This is a genomic window from Paraburkholderia atlantica, from assembly GCF_009362785.1.
GTDB lineage: Bacteria > Pseudomonadota > Gammaproteobacteria > Burkholderiales > Burkholderiaceae > Paraburkholderia > Paraburkholderia atlantica.
This window is the reverse complement of the sequence record NZ_WHNQ01000022.1, coordinates 28,125-45,829: the sequence shown is the minus strand read 5'-3', so window position 1 is coordinate 45,829 and position 17,705 is coordinate 28,125. Positions and strand designations below refer to the sequence as shown.

12 protein-coding genes are annotated in these 17,705 nt (G+C 64.9%); 3 read left to right on the top strand and 9 right to left on the bottom strand.

Annotated elements, in window-relative coordinates; translation table 11 throughout:
- Window positions 1–65 precede the first annotated feature (65 nt).
- The gene (locus GCT19_RS26810; RefSeq protein ID WP_018433833.1) at window positions 66–4,769 is read right to left on the bottom strand and encodes a glutamate synthase-related protein; all 4,704 of its coding nucleotides are present in this window, start codon (window positions 4,767–4,769) and stop codon (window positions 66–68) included.
- A 351-nt stretch (window positions 4,770–5,120) separates the two neighbouring features.
- On the bottom strand, window positions 5,121–5,828 hold the full coding sequence (locus tag GCT19_RS26805) for a transposase (RefSeq protein WP_013090727.1): 708 nt from the start codon (window positions 5,826–5,828) through the stop codon (window positions 5,121–5,123).
- A gap of 187 nt (window positions 5,829–6,015) precedes the next feature.
- On the opposite strand from GCT19_RS26805, the gene GCT19_RS26800 reads away from it, so the two are divergent.
- Window positions 6,016–6,741, top strand: coding sequence for an OmpW/AlkL family protein (locus tag GCT19_RS26800; protein WP_152853615.1), 726 nt, complete (start codon window positions 6,016–6,018; stop codon window positions 6,739–6,741).
- 364 nt (window positions 6,742–7,105) lie between these two features.
- Entirely contained in the window at window positions 7,106–7,486 is a 381-nt protein-coding gene (locus tag GCT19_RS26795) for a DUF883 family protein (protein WP_013090729.1), read from the top strand.
- A gap of 102 nt (window positions 7,487–7,588) precedes the next feature.
- Here GCT19_RS26795 and GCT19_RS26790 read toward each other — a convergent pair whose 3' ends face one another.
- From GCT19_RS26790 to pilM, 7 genes are all read right to left on the bottom strand, one after another.
- Window positions 7,589–8,776 carry a deoxyguanosinetriphosphate triphosphohydrolase gene (locus tag GCT19_RS26790; protein ID WP_184251752.1) on the bottom strand — a complete coding sequence of 396 codons (1,188 nt, stop codon included), beginning with the start codon at window positions 8,774–8,776 and terminating at the stop codon, window positions 7,589–7,591.
- 159 nt (window positions 8,777–8,935) lie between these two features.
- A complete protein-coding gene (gene aroB, locus GCT19_RS26785; protein WP_152853614.1) occupies window positions 8,936–10,021 on the bottom strand; it encodes a 3-dehydroquinate synthase in 1,086 nt (361 codons plus the stop codon).
- Window positions 10,021–10,572, bottom strand: a complete 552-nt coding sequence (locus GCT19_RS26780) for a shikimate kinase (protein ID WP_026228368.1) — start codon at window positions 10,570–10,572, stop codon at window positions 10,021–10,023. Before GCT19_RS26780 ends, aroB begins: the two co-directional genes overlap by 1 nt.
- A gap of 114 nt (window positions 10,573–10,686) precedes the next feature.
- On the bottom strand, window positions 10,687–12,405 hold the full coding sequence (pilQ, locus tag GCT19_RS26775) for a type IV pilus secretin PilQ (RefSeq protein ID WP_152853613.1): 1,719 nt from the start codon (window positions 12,403–12,405) through the stop codon (window positions 10,687–10,689).
- A complete protein-coding gene (locus GCT19_RS26770) occupies window positions 12,402–13,340 on the bottom strand; it encodes a hypothetical protein (protein ID WP_152853612.1) in 939 nt (312 codons plus the stop codon). The genes pilQ and GCT19_RS26770 overlap by 4 nt, the downstream gene beginning before the upstream one ends.
- Window positions 13,337–14,032, bottom strand: coding sequence for a fimbrial assembly protein (locus GCT19_RS26765; protein ID WP_152853611.1), 696 nt, complete (start codon window positions 14,030–14,032; stop codon window positions 13,337–13,339). The genes GCT19_RS26770 and GCT19_RS26765 overlap by 4 nt, the downstream gene beginning before the upstream one ends.
- On the bottom strand, window positions 14,029–15,018 hold the full coding sequence (gene pilM, locus GCT19_RS26760) for a type IV pilus biogenesis protein PilM (protein WP_018433840.1): 990 nt from the start codon (window positions 15,016–15,018) through the stop codon (window positions 14,029–14,031). Before pilM ends, GCT19_RS26765 begins: the two co-directional genes overlap by 4 nt.
- 249 nt (window positions 15,019–15,267) lie before the next feature.
- Between pilM and GCT19_RS26755 the strand changes: the two genes are divergently transcribed.
- Window positions 15,268–17,664 (top strand): penicillin-binding protein 1A, encoded by a 2,397-nt coding sequence (locus tag GCT19_RS26755; protein ID WP_152853610.1) that lies wholly within the window; start codon window positions 15,268–15,270, stop codon window positions 17,662–17,664.
- Window positions 17,665–17,705: the final 41 nt, after the last annotated feature.

The following is a 17,705-nucleotide window of genomic DNA, read 5'->3' as shown; positions in this document are numbered from 1 at the left end:
CCCGCCGCGCGTCGATCGATCGGAACGCGGCGGGTACGTCTAAGTGTGACTTCCGTGAAGGCAGCTCAGGCGGCGAGCACTTCGCTGTTCGCCTTCTTCGCGGCGAGTTCGCCGAGCGCGCGCTTGTATTCGGTCGGGAACACCTTCACGAACTGACGGCGTGCCGCGTCCCAGTTTTCGAGCAGCGCCTTCGCGCGCGGGGAGCCCGTGAACTGGAAGTGACGCTCGATGAGCCCCTTGAGCAGCGCCTCGTCGGTCGTGTCGCGATGCCACACGCCCTTGTCGACCGTACGCTCCTGTTCGGCCTGTTGCAGCACCGGGTCGAGCGAAACCATCGACTTGTTGCACTTGCTCGCGAACGTGCCGTCCGGATCGAACACGTACGCGATACCGCCCGACATGCCGGCCGCGAAGTTACGGCCCGTCTCGCCGAGCACGACCACCGTGCCGCCCGTCATGTATTCGCAACCGTGATCGCCCGTGCCTTCGACGACCGCGGTCGCGCCCGAGTTACGTACGCAGAAACGCTCGCCGGCGACGCCGCGGAAGAAGGCTTCACCTTCGATCGCGCCGTACATCACCGTGTTACCGCAGATGATGTTCTCTTCCGACTTGCCGCGGAAATCGTTGGTCGGACGGATGATGATGCGGCCGCCCGACAGGCCCTTGCCGACGTAGTCGTTGCCGTCGCCGACCAGATCCAGCGTGATGCCCTTCGCGAGGAACGCGCCGAAGCTCTGGCCCGCGGTGCCTTTCAGCTGGATGTGGATCGCGTCGTCCGCGAGACCTTCGTGGCCGTACTTCTTCGCGATCGTGCCCGACAGCATCGCGCCGACCGTGCGGTTCACGTTGCGCACCGGCTGAATGAACGACACGTGCTCGCCCTTCTCGATCGCGGCCTTCGCCTTCTCGATCAGCGTGTGGTCGAGTGCGCGGTCGAGGCCGTGATCCTGCTCGTCGACGTGCTTGCGTGCGACTTCCGCCGGCACTTGCGGCTGATAGAACACGCGCGAGAAGTCGAGGCCCTTCGCCTTCCAGTGCTCGATGCCCTTCTTCGTGTCGAGCAGTTCCGCGCGGCCGATCAGGTCGTCGAACTTGCGGATACCGAGTTGCGCCATGATTTCGCGCGCTTCTTCCGCAACGAAGAAGAAGAAGTTCACGACGTGTTCCGGCTGTCCCTGGAACTTCGCACGCAACACCGGATCTTGCGTCGCGACGCCGACCGGGCACGTGTTCAGATGGCACTTGCGCATCATGATGCAGCCTTCGACGACGAGCGGCGCCGTCGCGAAGCCGAATTCGTCCGCGCCGAGCAGCGCGCCGATCACGACGTCGCGGCCGGTCTTCATCTGACCATCGGCCTGCACGCGGATACGGCCGCGCAGCTGGTTCAGCACCAGCGTCTGCTGCGTTTCCGCGAGACCCAGTTCCCACGGCGTGCCCGCATGCTTGATCGACGACAGCGGCGACGCACCCGTGCCACCGTCATGACCGGCGATCACGACGTGATCGGCCTTTGCTTTCGCGACACCGGCGGCAACCGTACCGACGCCCGACTCCGACACGAGCTTCACCGAGATGCTCGACGACGCGTTGACGTTCTTCAGATCGTGAATCAGCTGTGCCAGGTCTTCGATCGAGTAGATGTCGTGGTGCGGCGGCGGCGAAATGAGGCCGACGCCCGGCACCGAGTAACGCAGCTTGCCGATGTAGTCCGACACCTTGTGGCCCGGCAGCTGACCGCCTTCGCCCGGCTTCGCACCCTGCGCCATCTTGATCTGGATCTGATCGGCCGACGCGAGGTACTCAGCCGTCACGCCGAAGCGGCCCGACGCGACCTGCTTGATGCGCGAGCGCAGCGAATCGCCTTCCTTCAGCGGAATATCGACGATCACTTCGTCGCCGATCACGGACTTCATCGTGTCGCCGTTCTTGATCGGAATGCCGCGCAGTTCGTTGCGGTAACGGTTCGCATCTTCACCGCCCTCACCCGTGTTCGACTTGCCGCCGATGCGGTTCATCGCGACGGCGAGCGTGGCGTGCGCTTCGGTGCTGATCGAGCCCATCGACATTGCGCCGGTCGCGAAACGCTTGACGATTTCCTTCGCCGGTTCGACTTCGTCGAGCGGGATCGCCTTGGTCGGATCGAACTTGAACTCGAACAGGCCGCGGAAGGTCATGTGGCGCTTGGTCTGATCGTTGATCAGATGCGCGTATTCCTTGTACGTCTGGTACGAGTTGCTGCGCGCCGAGTGCTGCAGCTTGGCGATCGCATCCGGCGTCCACATGTGTTCTTCGCCGCGCACGCGGTATGCGTATTCGCCGCCCGCGTCGAGCATGTTCGCGAGGACCGGGTTGTCGCCGAACGCCTCGCGATGCAGACGGATAGCCTCTTCCGCAACGTCGAACAGACCAATGCCGCCGACCTTCGACGACGTGCCGTGGAAGTACTTCGCCACCAGATCCGACGCAAGACCGACCGCTTCGAAAATCTGCGCGCCGGTGTACGACATGTAGGTCGAAATGCCCATCTTCGACATGACCTTCTGCAGGCCCTTGCCGACTGCCTTCGTGAAGTTGTAGACCGCCTTCTCCGCCGACAGGTCGCCCTTCAGGCCGGCCGCGAGCTGGCTCAGCGTTTCCATCGCGAGGTACGGGTGCACGGCTTCCGCGCCATAGCCCGCAAGCAGCGCGAAGTGGTGCGTTTCACGCGCCGAACCAGTTTCCACGACGAGGCCCGTGCTCGTGCGCAGACCTTGCTGCACGAGGTGCGTGTGGATCGCAGCGGTCGCGAGCAATGCCGGAATCGCGACGTTGTCGCGGTCGGTCTTGCGGTCCGACACGATCAGCATGTTGTAGCCGGACTTGACCGCATCGACGGCTTCCGCGCACAGCGACGCGAGGCGCGCTTCGATGCCTTCCTTGCCCCAGGCAACCGGATAGCAGATGTTCAGCTCGTACGAGCTGAACTTGCCGCCGGTGTACTGATCGATCGCGCGGATCTTCGCGATGTCCTTGAAGTCGAGCACCGGCTGCGACACTTCGAGTCGCATCGGCGGGTTGATATTGTTCGTGTCGAGCAGGTTCGGCTTCGGGCCGATGAACGACACGAGCGACATCACCATGTTTTCACGGATCGGGTCGATCGGCGGGTTCGTGACCTGCGCGAACAGCTGCTTGAAGTAGTGGTACAGCGTCTTATTCTTGTTCGACATGACCGCGAGCGGCGAGTCGTTGCCCATCGAGCCGACGGCTTCCTCACCCGCTTGCGCCATCGGCGCCATCAGGAACTTCAGGTCTTCCTGGGTGTAGCCGAACGCCTGCTGGCGATCCAGCAGCGCAGCAGCTTCGCGGCGCTCCGTCACGACGTCTTCGGCCTTCGGCTCGATCTCGTCGAGCTTGATGCGCACGGCGTCGATCCAGCTCTTGTACGGCTTGGCGTTGGCGAGGTTGTCCTTCAGTTCCTTGTCGTCGATGATGCGGCCGTGCTCCATGTCGATCAGGAACATCTTGCCCGGCTGCAGACGCCACTTCTTGACGATCTTCGATTCCGGAATAGGCAGCGTGCCGGCTTCCGACGCCATGATCACGAGGTCGTCGTCGGTGACGATGTAGCGCGCCGGACGCAGACCGTTACGGTCGAGCGTCGCGCCGATCTGGCGGCCGTCGGTGAATGCGATCGCGGCGGGGCCGTCCCACGGCTCCATCATCGCGGCGTGGTATTCGTAGAACGCCTTGCGGTTCTCGTCCATCAGCGTGTGCTGTTCCCAGGCTTCCGGGATCATCATCATCATTGCGTGGACGAGCGGGTAGCCGGCCATCACCAGCAGTTCGAGACAGTTATCGAACGATGCCGTATCCGATTGGCCCGGATAGATCAGCGGCCACAGCTTCGGCAGGTCGTCACCGAGCACGTGCGAGGCGATCGCGCCGGTACGCGCGTTCAGCCAGTTGACGTTGCCCTTCACCGTGTTGATTTCGCCGTTGTGGGCGATCATGCGGTACGGGTGTGCCAGTTCCCACGCCGGGAACGTGTTGGTCGAGAAGCGCTGGTGCACGAGCGCGAGCGCCGACACGACACGCTCGTCCTGCAGGTCGCGGTAGTACACGCCGACTTGGCCCGCGAGCAGCAGACCCTTGTAGACGACCGTGCGCGCCGACATCGACGGCACGAAGTATTCCTTGCCGTGCTTGAGCTTCAGTGCCTGGATGCGGTGGCTCGCGGTCTTGCGGATGATGTACAGCTTCCGCTCGAGCGCGTCGGTCACCATGATGTCCTTGCCGCGGCCGATGAAGATCTGGCGGATCAGCGGCTCGCTCGCCTTCACGGTCGGCGAAATCGGCATCGCGTGGTCGACCGGCACGTCGCGCCAGCCGAGCACGACCTGGCCTTCGGCCTTCACCGTACGCTCGAGCTCCTGTTCGCAGGCGATGCGCGACGCGTGCTCCTTCGGGAGGAAGATCATGCCGACGCCGTATTCGCCAGCCGGCGGCAGCGTCACGCCTTGGCGGGCCATTTCTTCGCGATAGAAGCCGTCCGGAATCTGGATCAGGATGCCCGCGCCGTCGCCCATCAGCGGATCGGCGCCGACGGCGCCCCGGTGGTCGAGGTTCTCGAGAATCTTCAAGCCCTGCTGGATGATTTCGTGACTCTTGTGGCCCTTGATATGGGCGACGAAGCCGACGCCGCAAGCGTCGTGCTCGTTTTGCGGGTCGTACAGACCTTGGGCGGCGGGAACCGGGTGAATCGGTTGCTGGTGGTCGTTCATGGGGACACCGTCTGTGAGGAGGCCGGACAGGCCGTTAAACCATTGTTTTTTTGCCGCAGTGCGCTTCGCAACCACGACGGCGCTCTTCTCGCAGCAGAACTGCGCGGGAGGAAAAGCGTCGGAAATCGGAATATACGCGACGAATCAAGGAAATAGCAAATAAAACATGGTGATCCGCCCCCGATTATCAAATTGGTGCATTGCGGCTATTTTTTATTGGTGCCATATCAATGCGACACAAAAGAAAACGGCATACGAAATGCCGTCTTCATGTAGTCCTTTGATGCAAAACGCTTTATGCGGATTTAAAGCGGCTCTATCGGCGGCGCTGGGTGTCGCCTTTCCGCCGCCTCACTGCGTATGCGGCGTCTCGCGCACCTTGCGTGGCCGGCCACGCGGTAGCGGTGACACACGCCGGTTCGCGGCGCGCGCCGCCCATTCGCGGTAAGTGTCGCTGCCGAGCACCCAGCCCTTCAACGTGGCTTGCTGAAGCTGACTTGCCTCGCGCTCGTCGAGCGGCTGCTCGCACAATTCGCGATAAGCACGCTGCCGCTCGAACGGCGTATTGCCGAGCGACCAGTAGAGAGGGTGATCCGTGATCAGGCTGTCGAGGGTAAGGCCGATGTGATGACGATAGCTCGACCAACGATAATCCTCGGCAGCGTTGACCAACTGCAAGCGCACCGGACACATTTCGACCACCCGGCTCGCCAGCAGGAAGTAGCGCTCACCTTCAATCACCGTGGCGCGGTAACGGCCTTCCCACAAGGTGCCGCGACGCGCATAGCGCCGGTTGAAGTGCGCGACGTAGCGCCGCCCGACAGCCTGCATCGCCTTGGGCAGGCTCGACTCCTCGGTGGGCGTGACGAGCAGTTGCACGGCGCCCGGCATCAAGGCGTAAGCGTGGATGGAAAGATGATGGTCCCGGGATGCCGCCTTCAGACAGTCGATGAAAAGCTCGTAGTCCTGGTCGTCGACGAAGGCGGGCTGCTGATCGAGCCCGCGGAGGATGACGTGCTGCGGCTGGTCGGGGACATAAAGACGTGCAAGCCGTGCCATGCTGGAGTGTCCAATAGTCGCGTTGGTATATACCCGAAGGTCCGAAGATCCGCATGCGCGCAAGGTTCGGCGCCATGCGGCCAAGCCAGAAACCACGCGGCGCTTAGGGAGAAAACTCTAACCGCCGCGTATGGTTTGTTTCAAACGTTGTAGTCATAATGAGCGGGCCTTTTTTGGAGGAGCACATATGAAATTAAAACAGGCCGTAACGGGGATGGCAGTGCTTGCCTGCATGAGCACGGCAGCGCACGCACAATCGGCCGGCAGCTTTTACGTCACGACGGGCTGGTTCCATCTGGCGCCCCAATCGAGCAGCGACCCGCTGACCGTGACCAGCATCGGCGGGAGCCCAACCAACATCACCGAAGCCAACACCGGCGCTTCGCTGGGTTCGGCCGACACCATCGGTTTCACCGCCGGATACTTCGTCACCGACCACATCGCCACCGAATTCGTCATTGGCGTCCCGCCTACTTTCGACCTATCAGGCACGGGCAGCCTCGCGCAGTTCGGCAAGATCGGGCAGGCCAAACAGTGGAGCCCGACTCTGCTGTTCAAGTACTACTTCAACGCGCCGACCGCTGCGTTCCGGCCATATCTCGGTGTCGGTGTGAGCCGCATCTGGTTCACCGACGAACACATCACCAACAGCTCATTCCAAGCCAACATTCTGCATGGTCCGACCAGTGTCTCGACGGATAGTTCGTGGGAACCCGTGTTTAATGCAGGCTTCCATTACTCCTTCAATCAGCACTGGTTCGCCGGCGTGTCGATCTCATACCTGCCGCTCAGCACGACCGCGAAGCTCAATTCGGCGGCCACCACGCCGGTCGGCACGCTGACCGTGCAATCGCAGACCAAGATCAAGCTGAACCCGATCGTCACCTACGTCAACATCGGTTACCGTTTCTAACGCATCGCGACAGCAGGTGGCTTGAATTAGGGTAGTCGAATTTTCGCGCCGTGGGGAACGCCGTCATCGAACAGATGACGGCGTTTTTGTTTGGCCTCCCGCTTGTATCGGTATGGCAATGTCATCCGGCATCGGCGTTTGTAAATTTGACGCGAATGCGGCGTACCTGCGTGCAATATTGGGCAGCGCTAAGGGCACGCGGACCGTGTCGCGAGCCCCGCGCTGTCGCGTTACGGGCAATGCGACGCTTGGCATCGAAGTTGCGTTAGATGGCGTTTCCAACGCTGCGACGTGATACTGCGTCTGCGCATAGCGTATCCGCGCGACGATGCGCGGGGCCTTTCAACTCATCGACGGAGCGACCATGACAGCACTTCCAAATACGCGAGACGCCCTCGGCGAATCCTGGACAAGCGCGAGTCGCCGTGCACGGCGCATCGCTCGCCATAGCCGCCACGCGGCCGAAGATATCGCGGTCGAGTTGCGCACCCTGCTGTCGGAACTCGAATCGACCTTGGCCGACGGCACGCAGGCCGACGCCGTGGCCTTGCGCGGCAGGCTGCGCAAACAACTGGACGCCGCGCGCGAGCGGCTGAACGACACGCGCGATGCCATGCGTGATCGTGCGGGCGTCGCGATCTCGGACGCCGATCACTATGTGCATGAAAATCCGTGGCAGACGATTGCGATCGTCGGCGGACTTGCGCTGGTGGCGGGAGCGCTGTTCGCATCGCGCTCGCGATGACGCTGACCTGCGCGGTCTGACGATGCTGGCAAGGGCGACGCGACAGCCGCTTCGATGCGGCAAGGTTAAACGTTGCCCCTTGCCGCGCCAAGCCGCTAGCGCCTAATTGTCGTCGATCACGAACAGCCGTCGATACTCCTTCAGCGCGTAGCGATCGGTCATCCCCGCGATGTAATGCGCGATCAGACGCGGCTGGCGCGTCGCATCGCTCGACTGATAGTCCGGCGGCAGCAGCCGCGGGTCGTCGGTGAACGCGTCGAACAGTCCGACCACGACGCGGCGCGCCTTGTTGGCCATGCGCATCACGCGATAGTGGCGGTACATGTTTCTGAACAGAAAGCGCTTGAGCGCCGCGGCCTGCGCGGCAATCGCATCACTGTGTGCGACGAGCGGGGGCGCCGCGCGCACGTCGTCGAGTGACGCCGGTGAGTAGCGCGCGAGGTTGGCCCGCGTCGTCTCGATCAGATCGACGATCAGCGTATTGATCACGCGCCGCACCGTCTCGTGAATCAGCCGACGCCCTTCTATCTGCGGGTAGTCGCCGCGCGCCGCCTCACAATGCGTCTGCCAGAGCTCCACTTCGGCGAGCTGCTCGAGCGACAGCAGACCGGAGCGCAAACCGTCGTCGACGTCGTGATTGTTGTAGGCGATTTCGTCGGCGACGTTGGCGATCTGCGCTTCGAGCGACGGTTGACGTCCTTCGAGAAAGCGCTCGCCCAATTCGCCGAGCCGGCGCGCGTTGTCGCGCGAGCAATGCTTGAGAATGCCCTCGCGCGTCTCGAAGCACAGGTTCAGGCCGTTGAATGCTCCGTAGTGCTCCTCAAGTTCGTCGACGACCGCGAGGCTCTGCAGATTGTGCTCGAAGCCGCCGTGCTCGCGCATGCATTCGTTCAATGCATCCTGGCCGGCATGGCCGAACGGTGTATGGCCGAGATCGTGCGCCAGCGAAATCGCTTCGACCAGATCTTCATTGACGCGCAGATTGCGCGCGACCGAGCGCGCGATCTGCGCAACTTCGAGGCTGTGGGTGAGACGCGTGCGAAACAGGTCGCCCTCGTGATTGACGAATACCTGAGTCTTGTATTCGAGCCGCCGGAATGCGGTGGAGTGGACGATGCGGTCGCGGTCGCGCTGAAACTCGGTGCGCGCGCTCGGCGCGGTTTCCGCATAGCGACGCCCGCGCGACTGGCTCGAATGCGCCGCGTACGGCGCGAGATGCCCTTCGAGCGCCTGCTGGGTCGGCGCGGGGACGGCGGGTGCGGCGACTGCGGCAGCGGCATCCGCGGCGATGGCAGTGGCGCCGCTGGCGCCGTTCCCGGCGCCAGCGCGCGCGCTTGTCGAGTCATGCTGGATATCGTCGCTGCGCCTGTCAGTCACCGGGTTCTCCGAAACATGGGCGGCGCCTCGTGACGCGGGTGCGTGAAGTGTGGTTGCAGGGCCGCGTTGAGTCTAGACGGCGGCGGCCAGCGTCGCATGCACTTCGGCGTCGGGCGCGCGGGTGATCAGTGTCTCACCGAAACGCTTCAGCAGAATGAACTTGATCGCGCCGCCTTCTGCTTTCTTGTCGATCTGCATCAGCTCGACGTAGCGATCCGTGCCGAGCGCCGGAGCACGCGTGGGCAGATGTGCGGCAAGCACCACGTCGACGAGTCGCTTGCGCGACGCTTCGTCCAGATGGCCGAGGCGCACGGACAGATCCGCCGCCATCACCATTCCGCAGCCGACCGCCTCGCCGTGCAGCCACTCGCCATAGCCGAGTCCGGCTTCGATCGCGTGGCCGAACGTATGGCCGAAGTTCAGGATCGCGCGCAGACCACCTTCGCGCTCGTCCTGCGCCACCACCGAAGCCTTGATCTCGCACGAACGTTTGACCGCCTCGGTCAACGCCGCCGGTTCGCAGCGGTTCAAAGCCTCGATATTGGCCTCGATCCAGGTGAAGAAACCGGCATCGGCGATCGCGCCGGTCTTGATGACTTCGGCGATGCCCGCCGCGAGTTCGCGCGCGGGCAGCGACCGCAATACGCCGATGTCGGCGATCACCGCCTGCGGCTGGTAGAACGCGCCGATCATGTTCTTGCCGAGCGGATGATTGATGCCGGTCTTGCCGCCGACCGACGAATCCACCTGCGACAGCAACGTGGTCGGCACCTGGATGAACGGCACGCCGCGCATGTAGCAGGCGGCGGCAAACCCGGTCATGTCGCCGATCACACCGCCACCGAGCGCGATCAGCGTGGTCTTGCGGTCGGCGCGCGAGCCGAGCAGCGCATCGAAGATCAGGTTCAGCGTCTGCAGATTCTTGTGCGCTTCGCCGTCCGGCAGAACGACCGTGGACACCTGCTTGTTCAGCGGCGCGAGCGCCGCGCGCAGCTTGTCGCCGTAGAGCGGATCGATGGTGCTGTTGGTGACGATCGTGATCGAGTTGCCGGCGATATGCGGCGCGAACAACTCAGTCTGGCCGATCAGGTCGGCACCGATATGGATGGGGTAGGCGCGCTCGCCCAGTTCGACGTTGACGGTAATCATACGGTCCATTATGACGCAGGATGTTTGGCGACGCCGGCCATCTCGAGCTGCATCAGAACCATGTTGACGAGTCCGTTGACCGAGGGCCGGCCGGTTTCGATCACGAAGTGCGCGCATTCGCGGTACAGCGGGTCGCGCACTTCATAGAGCGCTTCGAGGCGCGCCTTGGGGTCTTCCGTTTGCAGCAGCGGACGATTCTTGTCGCGCCGCGTGCGCAGCCACAGGTCATGCGGATTGGCGCGCAGATAGATCACGAGGCCGCGGCTTTTCAGCGCTTCGCGGTTTTCCGGCCGCAGCACCGCGCCGCCGCCGGTCGCGAGCACGATATTGTCCCGCGCGGTCAGCTCCGAGATCACGCTCGCTTCGCGATCGCGAAAGCCCGCTTCGCCCTCGAGCTCGAAGATCACGGGAATGCGCGCGCCCGTGCGCGCCTCGATTTCATGGTCGGAATCGAAGAACGGGCGCTCGAGACGGCGCGCAACCGCCCGACCCACAGTGGTCTTTCCTGCCCCCATGAGCCCTACGAAAAAAACATTGGCGTGTGCGTCCCGCGCTTGCAACGGTGTCCTCTGGCTAATCCGGTGTAGTTCGTGCCGCAGCTTACTGGCAAAGCGGCTGCCTTGTCGAGCCTGCGCGCCGCCGGCGGACGGCGGCGCATGCGTGCCCTATATGCCCTAATTTTCCCGCACCACGCGCGGCGTGATGAAAACCGCCAGTTCGCTACGCGTGTCGCGATGAGTCCGATGGCGGAACAGGGCGCCCAAAACCGGTATTTTGCCAAGGATGGGCACCCGCTCGACGTCGTCCCGGTCGTCGGTCTCATAAATTCCGCCGATCGACACCGTACCGCCATCCTCGACTTCGACGCGCGTTTGCACGTGCTTGGTGTTGATCGCGGGCCCGGCGTCGGTCTGCTCGCCGACGCTGTCCTTCGCGACGTCGAGATCGAGCACTACGCGGCCATCCGGCATGATCTGCGGCTCGACCTCCAGTTTGAGCGTCGCGCGGCGAAACTGCACGCCGGACACGCCCTGGCCGACCTTCGCCTGATACGGCAGCTCGGTGCCCTGCTCGACGATCGCCTTCATCCGGTCCGCCGTGACGACCCGCGGGCTCGACACGATTTTCCCATGTCCCTCTGATTCGAGCGCCGAGAGTTCGATGTTCAGCAGCCGTGTCGCGTGCGCCGCGAATAGCGTGAGGCCGGCGGTCGCGGCATCGAATCCGGAGATCGGACGGGCCGACAGATCGTACACGGTGCCGTCCGTTCCTCCCGTCAGCCCCCTCGACGTACCATCCGCGCTCGTGCCGGCGAGCGACAGCCGCACCCCGAGATTGCGCGAAAAGCCCTGCTCGCCTTCGACGATCTGAGCTTCGATCAGCACCTGGCGAGTCGGCCGGTCGACGGAGGCGATCAGCGCCGCGATCTGCTCGAGCCGCCCCGCGAGATCGGTGACGAACAGCAGATTAGTGCGCGGATCGGCGGTGACGGCGCCGCGTTTGGACAGCACGCGCTGGGTGCCGGAACCGGTCAGCAGGCGCCGCACGTCCTCGGCGTGCGCGTAGTGCAGCTCGAACGTGCGGCTCGCGAGCGGTTCGAGGTCCGCGGCGCGCGCGTGAGCTTCGAAGCGCTGACGTTCGCGCGCAGCGAGTTCGGCGGCAGGCGCGACCCAGATGACGTTGCCGTGGCGCTCCATCGCCAGATTGTTGACGTCGAGCAGCGTGTCGAACGCGGTGCGCCACGGCACCTGATCGAGCCGTATCGACACGGCGCCGCGCACTTTGTCACTGGCGACGATGTTCAGGCCGGTGAACTCGGCAAACGCTTTCAGGACCGCGCCGAGTTGCGCATGCTGGAAGTTCAGCGAAATCGGCTTGTTGCCCGCGGGAAGGCCCGAATCGGCGCCGGCCGATGCGTCGGCTAGGCGCGGCCGCGGCGGCAGTGGAACCGGCGGGCCCTCGAGACTGGGCGTGCCGGCGCCGTCGTCGCGAGCCGGAGCGGTCGGTTGTTTTGGCGACGGCGGCAGGATCGGGCCGTTGGCGGCGTCGTCCGGGGAAGCGTCGGGGGCTGTCGCGGCACGCGGGGCCGGCTCGACGGTGTCCGGGTCTTGGGCTGCTTTTGGCGTGGAAACGTCGCCGAACGGATTCGCCGCTTGGCCGAGACCACCGCTCGGCAGCGGCGCTGTCTCTTGGGCAGTTTTGGCCGATACGGCTGGATCGTCGAGCGCCGCGTAGGTCGGCAACGGCGGTAGCAACGTTGGCGTCGCTGCCTGTGCGACGCCGGCGCCCAGCGTCGCAGCGACGTAGAGCCCGAAACACAGCGCGGAGACGACGCGGACCTCGCGTTCACTCCCCAACGCCGCCACGCCCCATCGCTTGAGTATGCGCATCATGACGCCTCCGTCTGCGTCAGCGTCAGGGTGCGCGTCGCGCCGCCGTTCGCGAGCGTAATGCCGAGCGCATCGAGCTGCGTGACTCGCTCGACGCCCAGTTGCTGCCCGGCCGCGACCGTCGTCGTGCCGTCTGGCGTGTCGAGCAGGGCGAGCCCGCGGGTACGATCGCGCAGCAGACCGACAAGGCGCAATTCGGAGGCATCGCCCGGCTCGCCACTCGCGGAGATTTGCGGCTTCGCAAACGGATCGAAGAATACGAGGCCTTCGTCGTCATCGTCGGCAGCCTCGTCGGCGTCACGGCTGGCGTCGGTGCTTGCGGCCGGGATCTCGGGAGCCGGTCGCAGCGCGCCGTATACGTGCAGCGTCGCAGCCACCGCGAGACCTTTGCCATCCTGCTTGACGGTCACATCGACGGGAACGATCAGCACCGGCAGTTGCGCGAGCCCGTGGAAAAAAGCCATCAGGTGGACGAAGTCCGTGCGCGCGGTGAGCTGCAGCTCGCGCATCCGCTCGACGCCCTCGCCGCTCGCCGCGCCCGGTTCGACCGCGAGCAACTCGACGCCGCTCTGCGTGGCCAGCTCGGAGACGATGCGCACGTCGTCGGCGGAATTCCACGGCAAGGCGCTCGACACCGTGGCCGACATCGCCGCGGCTGCACGGCGCAGCGACGGCAGCTGTGCGAGCGCGTGCCGGGCCTCCGCGAGACGCTGCGTGCTGAGCGCGAACGCCGCGCGGCTCGCCTCCAGTCCGGCGAGATCGGCCGTGTTCCAACCGTACGCGCCGAGGCCGAACACGAGCGCGGCAAGCGTCCCCGCAACGAGCCAGCGACGGCGCGAGCTCCACGCCTCGAGCGGCACCCGCGCCCGCTTGACCCAGCGTGAAAAAACCGCGGTGCCGTGCGCCGCACCGCCCGGCTCAAAAAAGGTCGAGCTCATCGTGCACCTCCCTTTCGTGCGGCCCTCGAGGCGTGCGTCGCTTGGGGCGGCGGTTCGCCCCAGCGCAGGCGCGCATCGAATTCCACCGGTCCGCCTATCGACGGTTCCGTCGGCGCGCCGCCCTTCGCCGTCGGCCGACGCAGATCGCGCATCTCCGCGCTCTCCACGCCGTGAACCGCGCCGAGCCGCTTGAGCCACTCAGCCGACGCGATATGGCCGCTCGAAGTCGCCAGCAATTCGGTCTCGTACTCGCGCTGTCGAAACTGCCGCAACACGACGCGATCGCCGGGCTCGAAGCTCAGCGCGTCGAGCAGATCGCGCAGATGCACGAGCGGCCTCGCGAGACTCGCGGCGCGGGCCGCGGCCTGGCGCTGCTGCTGTTCGGCCTGCGACAGCTTCGCGTGCTCCGCGAGCGGCACGGCGAGCGGGGTCAGCGCCTGCTCGACCGCTGCGCTCCGCGCATCGAGCCGCGCCGCAGCGAAGCTCTGCCAGCCGGCGACGAGCAACACACCCGCGGCACCGACGCAAGCCGCCGCAGCCCAGTCGCGCATGCAGCGGTGCCGCGCGAGTCGCGCGTTGCGTTGGCGATACGGCAGCAGATTGAAGCCGCCGAGCCACGGCACAGCGGCACGCTGATCACACCGATCGAGACTCGCGCCCGCGCCAGATGAAAACGACAGAACGCCCCTCATTCCAGCACCCCGCGCAACGCAAGCCCAAACGCGACAGCGCCCGCCGGCTCGTGCAGCAACGCGTCGTCGAGCGGCCGCGCGTGGCTGCCGAGCAGCGCACACTCGAACGGCAGCGCCGAGCAGCCGAGCACGTCGCCGATATCGGCGAGCGAAAAACCGACGCCGTCGAGCAGATCGATTTCGCCGCCGATCAGCGCGCAGTCGAACTCCGGCCCGTGCGTGAGATCGCGCAACGCGTCGGCGAGATCGGCATGCTCGGGCGCCGGATAGCGCATCTCCCCGACGCTCGCGCCATCGACGACGCTCCAGCCGTACACGCCGTCCGTACCGACCCACACCGCCGCGTACGGCTCGTTCGGGTCGAGTTCGCGACCCGCCGCGTGGCGCAAGGCGCGCAATGCCGCGTGCGGCTCGCCATCGATAGCGGACAGCGAAATGCCCGCGGTCGCCGCGCATTCGATCCGCGCTTCCAGGTGTTGGCGCGAAGTCGCGGCGATCTTCACCGAGCGCTGCGGCGACGGCGTCTCGTCGACGTACCAGTCGACCGCGAGCGCATGACGCTCGAGCCCGGCGATGCGCTCCGCTTCGCCCATCACCGCGGGTGCGAGTCCGGCGAGCGCAACGCCGCCGTCCTCCGCCTCGCAGTCGCTCTGCGCGGCGAGCCGTGCGAGCGGCACTGTCGTCGTCAGCGTGGCCGACGAAGGCACGGCCATCGCGCAGCGCAGCGCGTGCGTCGCGCATACGCGCGGCAAACCGGCGAACGCATCGCGCAACGCCCGCGCGACGGCCTGCCGATCGACGATCTCTGCGCCGGCCATTACGCCGGCCGCGAGCGGCACCGTGCTGATATGTTCGAGATGCAGCGCGCCCCGTGCGCGTTGACTCACCACCACGAGACGCACGTTTTGCGAGCCGACGTCGATGCCGGCGGCGAAGCGCTGCCGGCCCTCCCGCACTGCCTGAAGCCATGAATTTTTATAAGCCATAGCGCCCTCCCTCTGAACGCGAATAACGAGGGATCATTGTCGGCAGACGCGCGTCCTAACGACATTCAGCCGAATGGCTAACGCAGCTGCGAAGGCGCCCCGAGCGACATCAAAGCGACTACAGTTGGGACTACAGCGAAGTCATTCCTGCGCCGTCTGGCGTGTGCCGATTGCACGCCATTCGTAAGCTTGCCGAAAGCAGAAAAACCCTGGCGGCTATAATCGCGGGACTGTTTTTCCGGTACTCCTATGCAAGCCTCGTCTCCTACGTCCCCGCCGCCCGCGCCGAAAAAGCGCAAACGTCCGCTATGGCTGAAGCTGATCCTCGGCTTTTTCGGCTTGATCGTGGCGGGCATCGTGTCCGTGGCGCTGGTGCTCGGCTATGCGCTCGTCGTCGCGACGCCGAACCTGCCGTCACTCGATGCGCTGACCGACTATCAACCCAAGGTGCCGCTGCGAATCTATACGGCCGACCACGTGCTGATCGGCGAATTCGGCGAGGAGCGGCGCGACATCGTGCACATTCAGGACGTGCCCGACAGCCTGAAGAAAGCGATCCTCGCGATCGAGGACGCGCGCTTTTATGAGCACGGTGGCGTCGACCTGACCGGCATCGCGCGAGCCGGCATCGTCGCGCTGACCAACGGCCATGCGACGCAAGGCGCGAGCACGATCACGATGCAGGTGGCGCGCAACTTCTTTCTATCCAGCGAAAAAACCTACACGCGCAAGATCTACGAGATGCTGCTCGCGTACAAGATCGAGTCGAAGCTGAGCAAGGATCAGATTCTCGAGGTGTACATGAATCAGATCTATCTCGGTCAGCGCGCGTACGGATTCGCGAGTGCCGCGCGCGTGTACTTCGGCAAGGATCTGAAAGACCTGACGCTCGCCGAATCGGCGATGCTCGCCGGTCTGCCGAAGGCGCCGTCCGCGTATAACCCGGTCGTCAATCCGAAGCGCGCGAAGGTGCGCCAGGAGTACATCCTGCAGCGCATGTACGAACTGCACTACATCACCCAGCAACAGTACGACGAGGCGAGCCGGCAGCGGCTCGTGGTGAAAGGCATGGGCAAGGAGTACAGCGTGCACGCGGAATACGTCGCGGAAATGGTGCGGCAGATGATGTACGCGCAGTATCGCGAGGAAGCCTACACGCGCGGCCTGAACGTCGTGACCACGATCGACTCGGCCGATCAGGACGTCGCCTATCACGCGGTGCGCAAAGGCTTGATGGACTACGAGCGCCGTCACGGCTATCGCGGCCCGGAGGCGTTCATCGATCTTCCGGCCGACGCCGACGAGCGCGAGCAGGCCATCGACGACGCGCTGCTCGAGCATCCCGACAACGGCGAAATCATCGCGGCCGTCGTCACGGCGGCGAGCCCGAAGGAGGTGCAGGCGGCCTTCATCGACGGCAACGTCGCGACGGTTCAGGGCGACGGCCTGCGTTATGCGCAGTTCGCGCTCGGCCCGCGCGCGCAGCCGAATCAGCGCATCCGGCCCGGCGCGATCGTGCGGCTCGTGAAGAACGACGAGGGCGACTGGTCGATCACGCAATTACCGCAGGTGGAAGGCGCGTTCATCTCGGTGGTGCCGCAGGACGGTGCGATCCGCGCGCTGGTCGGCGGCTTCGACTTCAACAAGAACAAGTTCAATCACGTGACGCAGGCGTGGCGTCAGCCGGGCTCGAGCTTCAAGCCGTTCATCTATTCGGCTTCGCTCGAAAAAGGCCTCGGGCCCGCGACGATCATCAACGACGCGCCGCTCTTTTTCAGCGCCGCCGAAACCGGCGGCCAGGCGTGGGAGCCGAAGAACTACGGCGGCGGTTTCGACGGTCCGATGACGATGCGCACCGCGCTGCAGAAGTCGAAGAATCTCGTGTCGATCCGCATCCTGAACCAGATCGGCCCGAAGTACGCGCAGCAATACATCACGCGCTTCGGCTTCGACGCGGACCGCCATCCCGCCTATCTGCCGATGGCGCTCGGCGCGGGCCTCGTGACGCCGCTGCAGATGGCGGGCGCGTTCTCGGTGTTCGCCAACGGCGGCTACCGGATCAATCCTTATCTGATCGCGGAAGTCACCGATCAGCGAGGCGGCGTCGTCGCGCAAGCGCAGCCGCTCGTGGCTGGCCGAAACGCGCCGTATGCGATCCAACCGCGCAACGCCTATGTGATGAACAGCCTGCTGCAAAGCGTCGCGCAGCACGGCACCGGCGCGAAGAGCAACGTGCTCAAGCGCACCGATCTCGCCGGCAAGACCGGCACGACCAACGACTCGCGCGACGCTTGGTTCGCCGGCTATCAGCACACGCTCACCGCGATCGCGTGGATCGGCTACGACAATCCGCGCAGCCTCGGCGACAAGGAAACCGGCGGCGGCCTCGCGCTGCCGGTGTGGATCGAGTACATGGGACGCGCGCTGAAGGGCGTGCCCGAGTACAAGATGGCACGTCCCGACGACGTCAGTGAAATCGGCTCGGAGCTTTATTTCGACGATTTCACGCCGGGCCACGGGTTCATCGCAACGGTCGGCGTCAGTCAGGCGACGCTCGACGCCCAGGCGAGCGCGGCGGCCGCCGCGCCAGAGCAGGTCGGCGAGCAGGAGAAGCAGGACATCATGAATCTGTTCCGCGGGCACTGAGGCCGGGTCGACGTCCCGCTAGAAAAGAAAAAAACCGCCGC

Bases quoted from the DNA above. Each gene is read 5' to 3' on its own strand.
- pilQ (WP_152853613.1), bottom strand. From the start codon at position 12,405: ATGATGCGCATACTCAAGCGATGGGGCGTGGCGGCGTTGGGGAGTGAA.
- GCT19_RS26765 (WP_152853611.1), bottom strand. From the start codon at position 14,032: ATGAGGGGCGTTCTGTCGTTTTCATCTGGCGCGGGCGCGAGTCTCGAT.
- GCT19_RS26805 (WP_013090727.1), bottom strand. From the start codon at position 5,828: ATGGCACGGCTTGCACGTCTTTATGTCCCCGACCAGCCGCAGCACGTC.
- GCT19_RS26800 (WP_152853615.1), top strand. From the start codon at position 6,016: ATGAAATTAAAACAGGCCGTAACGGGGATGGCAGTGCTTGCCTGCATG.
- GCT19_RS26755 (WP_152853610.1), top strand. From the start codon at position 15,268: ATGCAAGCCTCGTCTCCTACGTCCCCGCCGCCCGCGCCGAAAAAGCGC.
- GCT19_RS26810 (WP_018433833.1), bottom strand. From the start codon at position 4,769: ATGAACGACCACCAGCAACCGATTCACCCGGTTCCCGCCGCCCAAGGT.
- aroB (WP_152853614.1), bottom strand. From the start codon at position 10,021: ATGGACCGTATGATTACCGTCAACGTCGAACTGGGCGAGCGCGCCTAC.
- GCT19_RS26795 (WP_013090729.1), top strand. From the start codon at position 7,106: ATGACAGCACTTCCAAATACGCGAGACGCCCTCGGCGAATCCTGGACA.
- pilM (WP_018433840.1), bottom strand. From the start codon at position 15,018: ATGGCTTATAAAAATTCATGGCTTCAGGCAGTGCGGGAGGGCCGGCAG.
- GCT19_RS26770 (WP_152853612.1), bottom strand. From the start codon at position 13,340: ATGAGCTCGACCTTTTTTGAGCCGGGCGGTGCGGCGCACGGCACCGCG.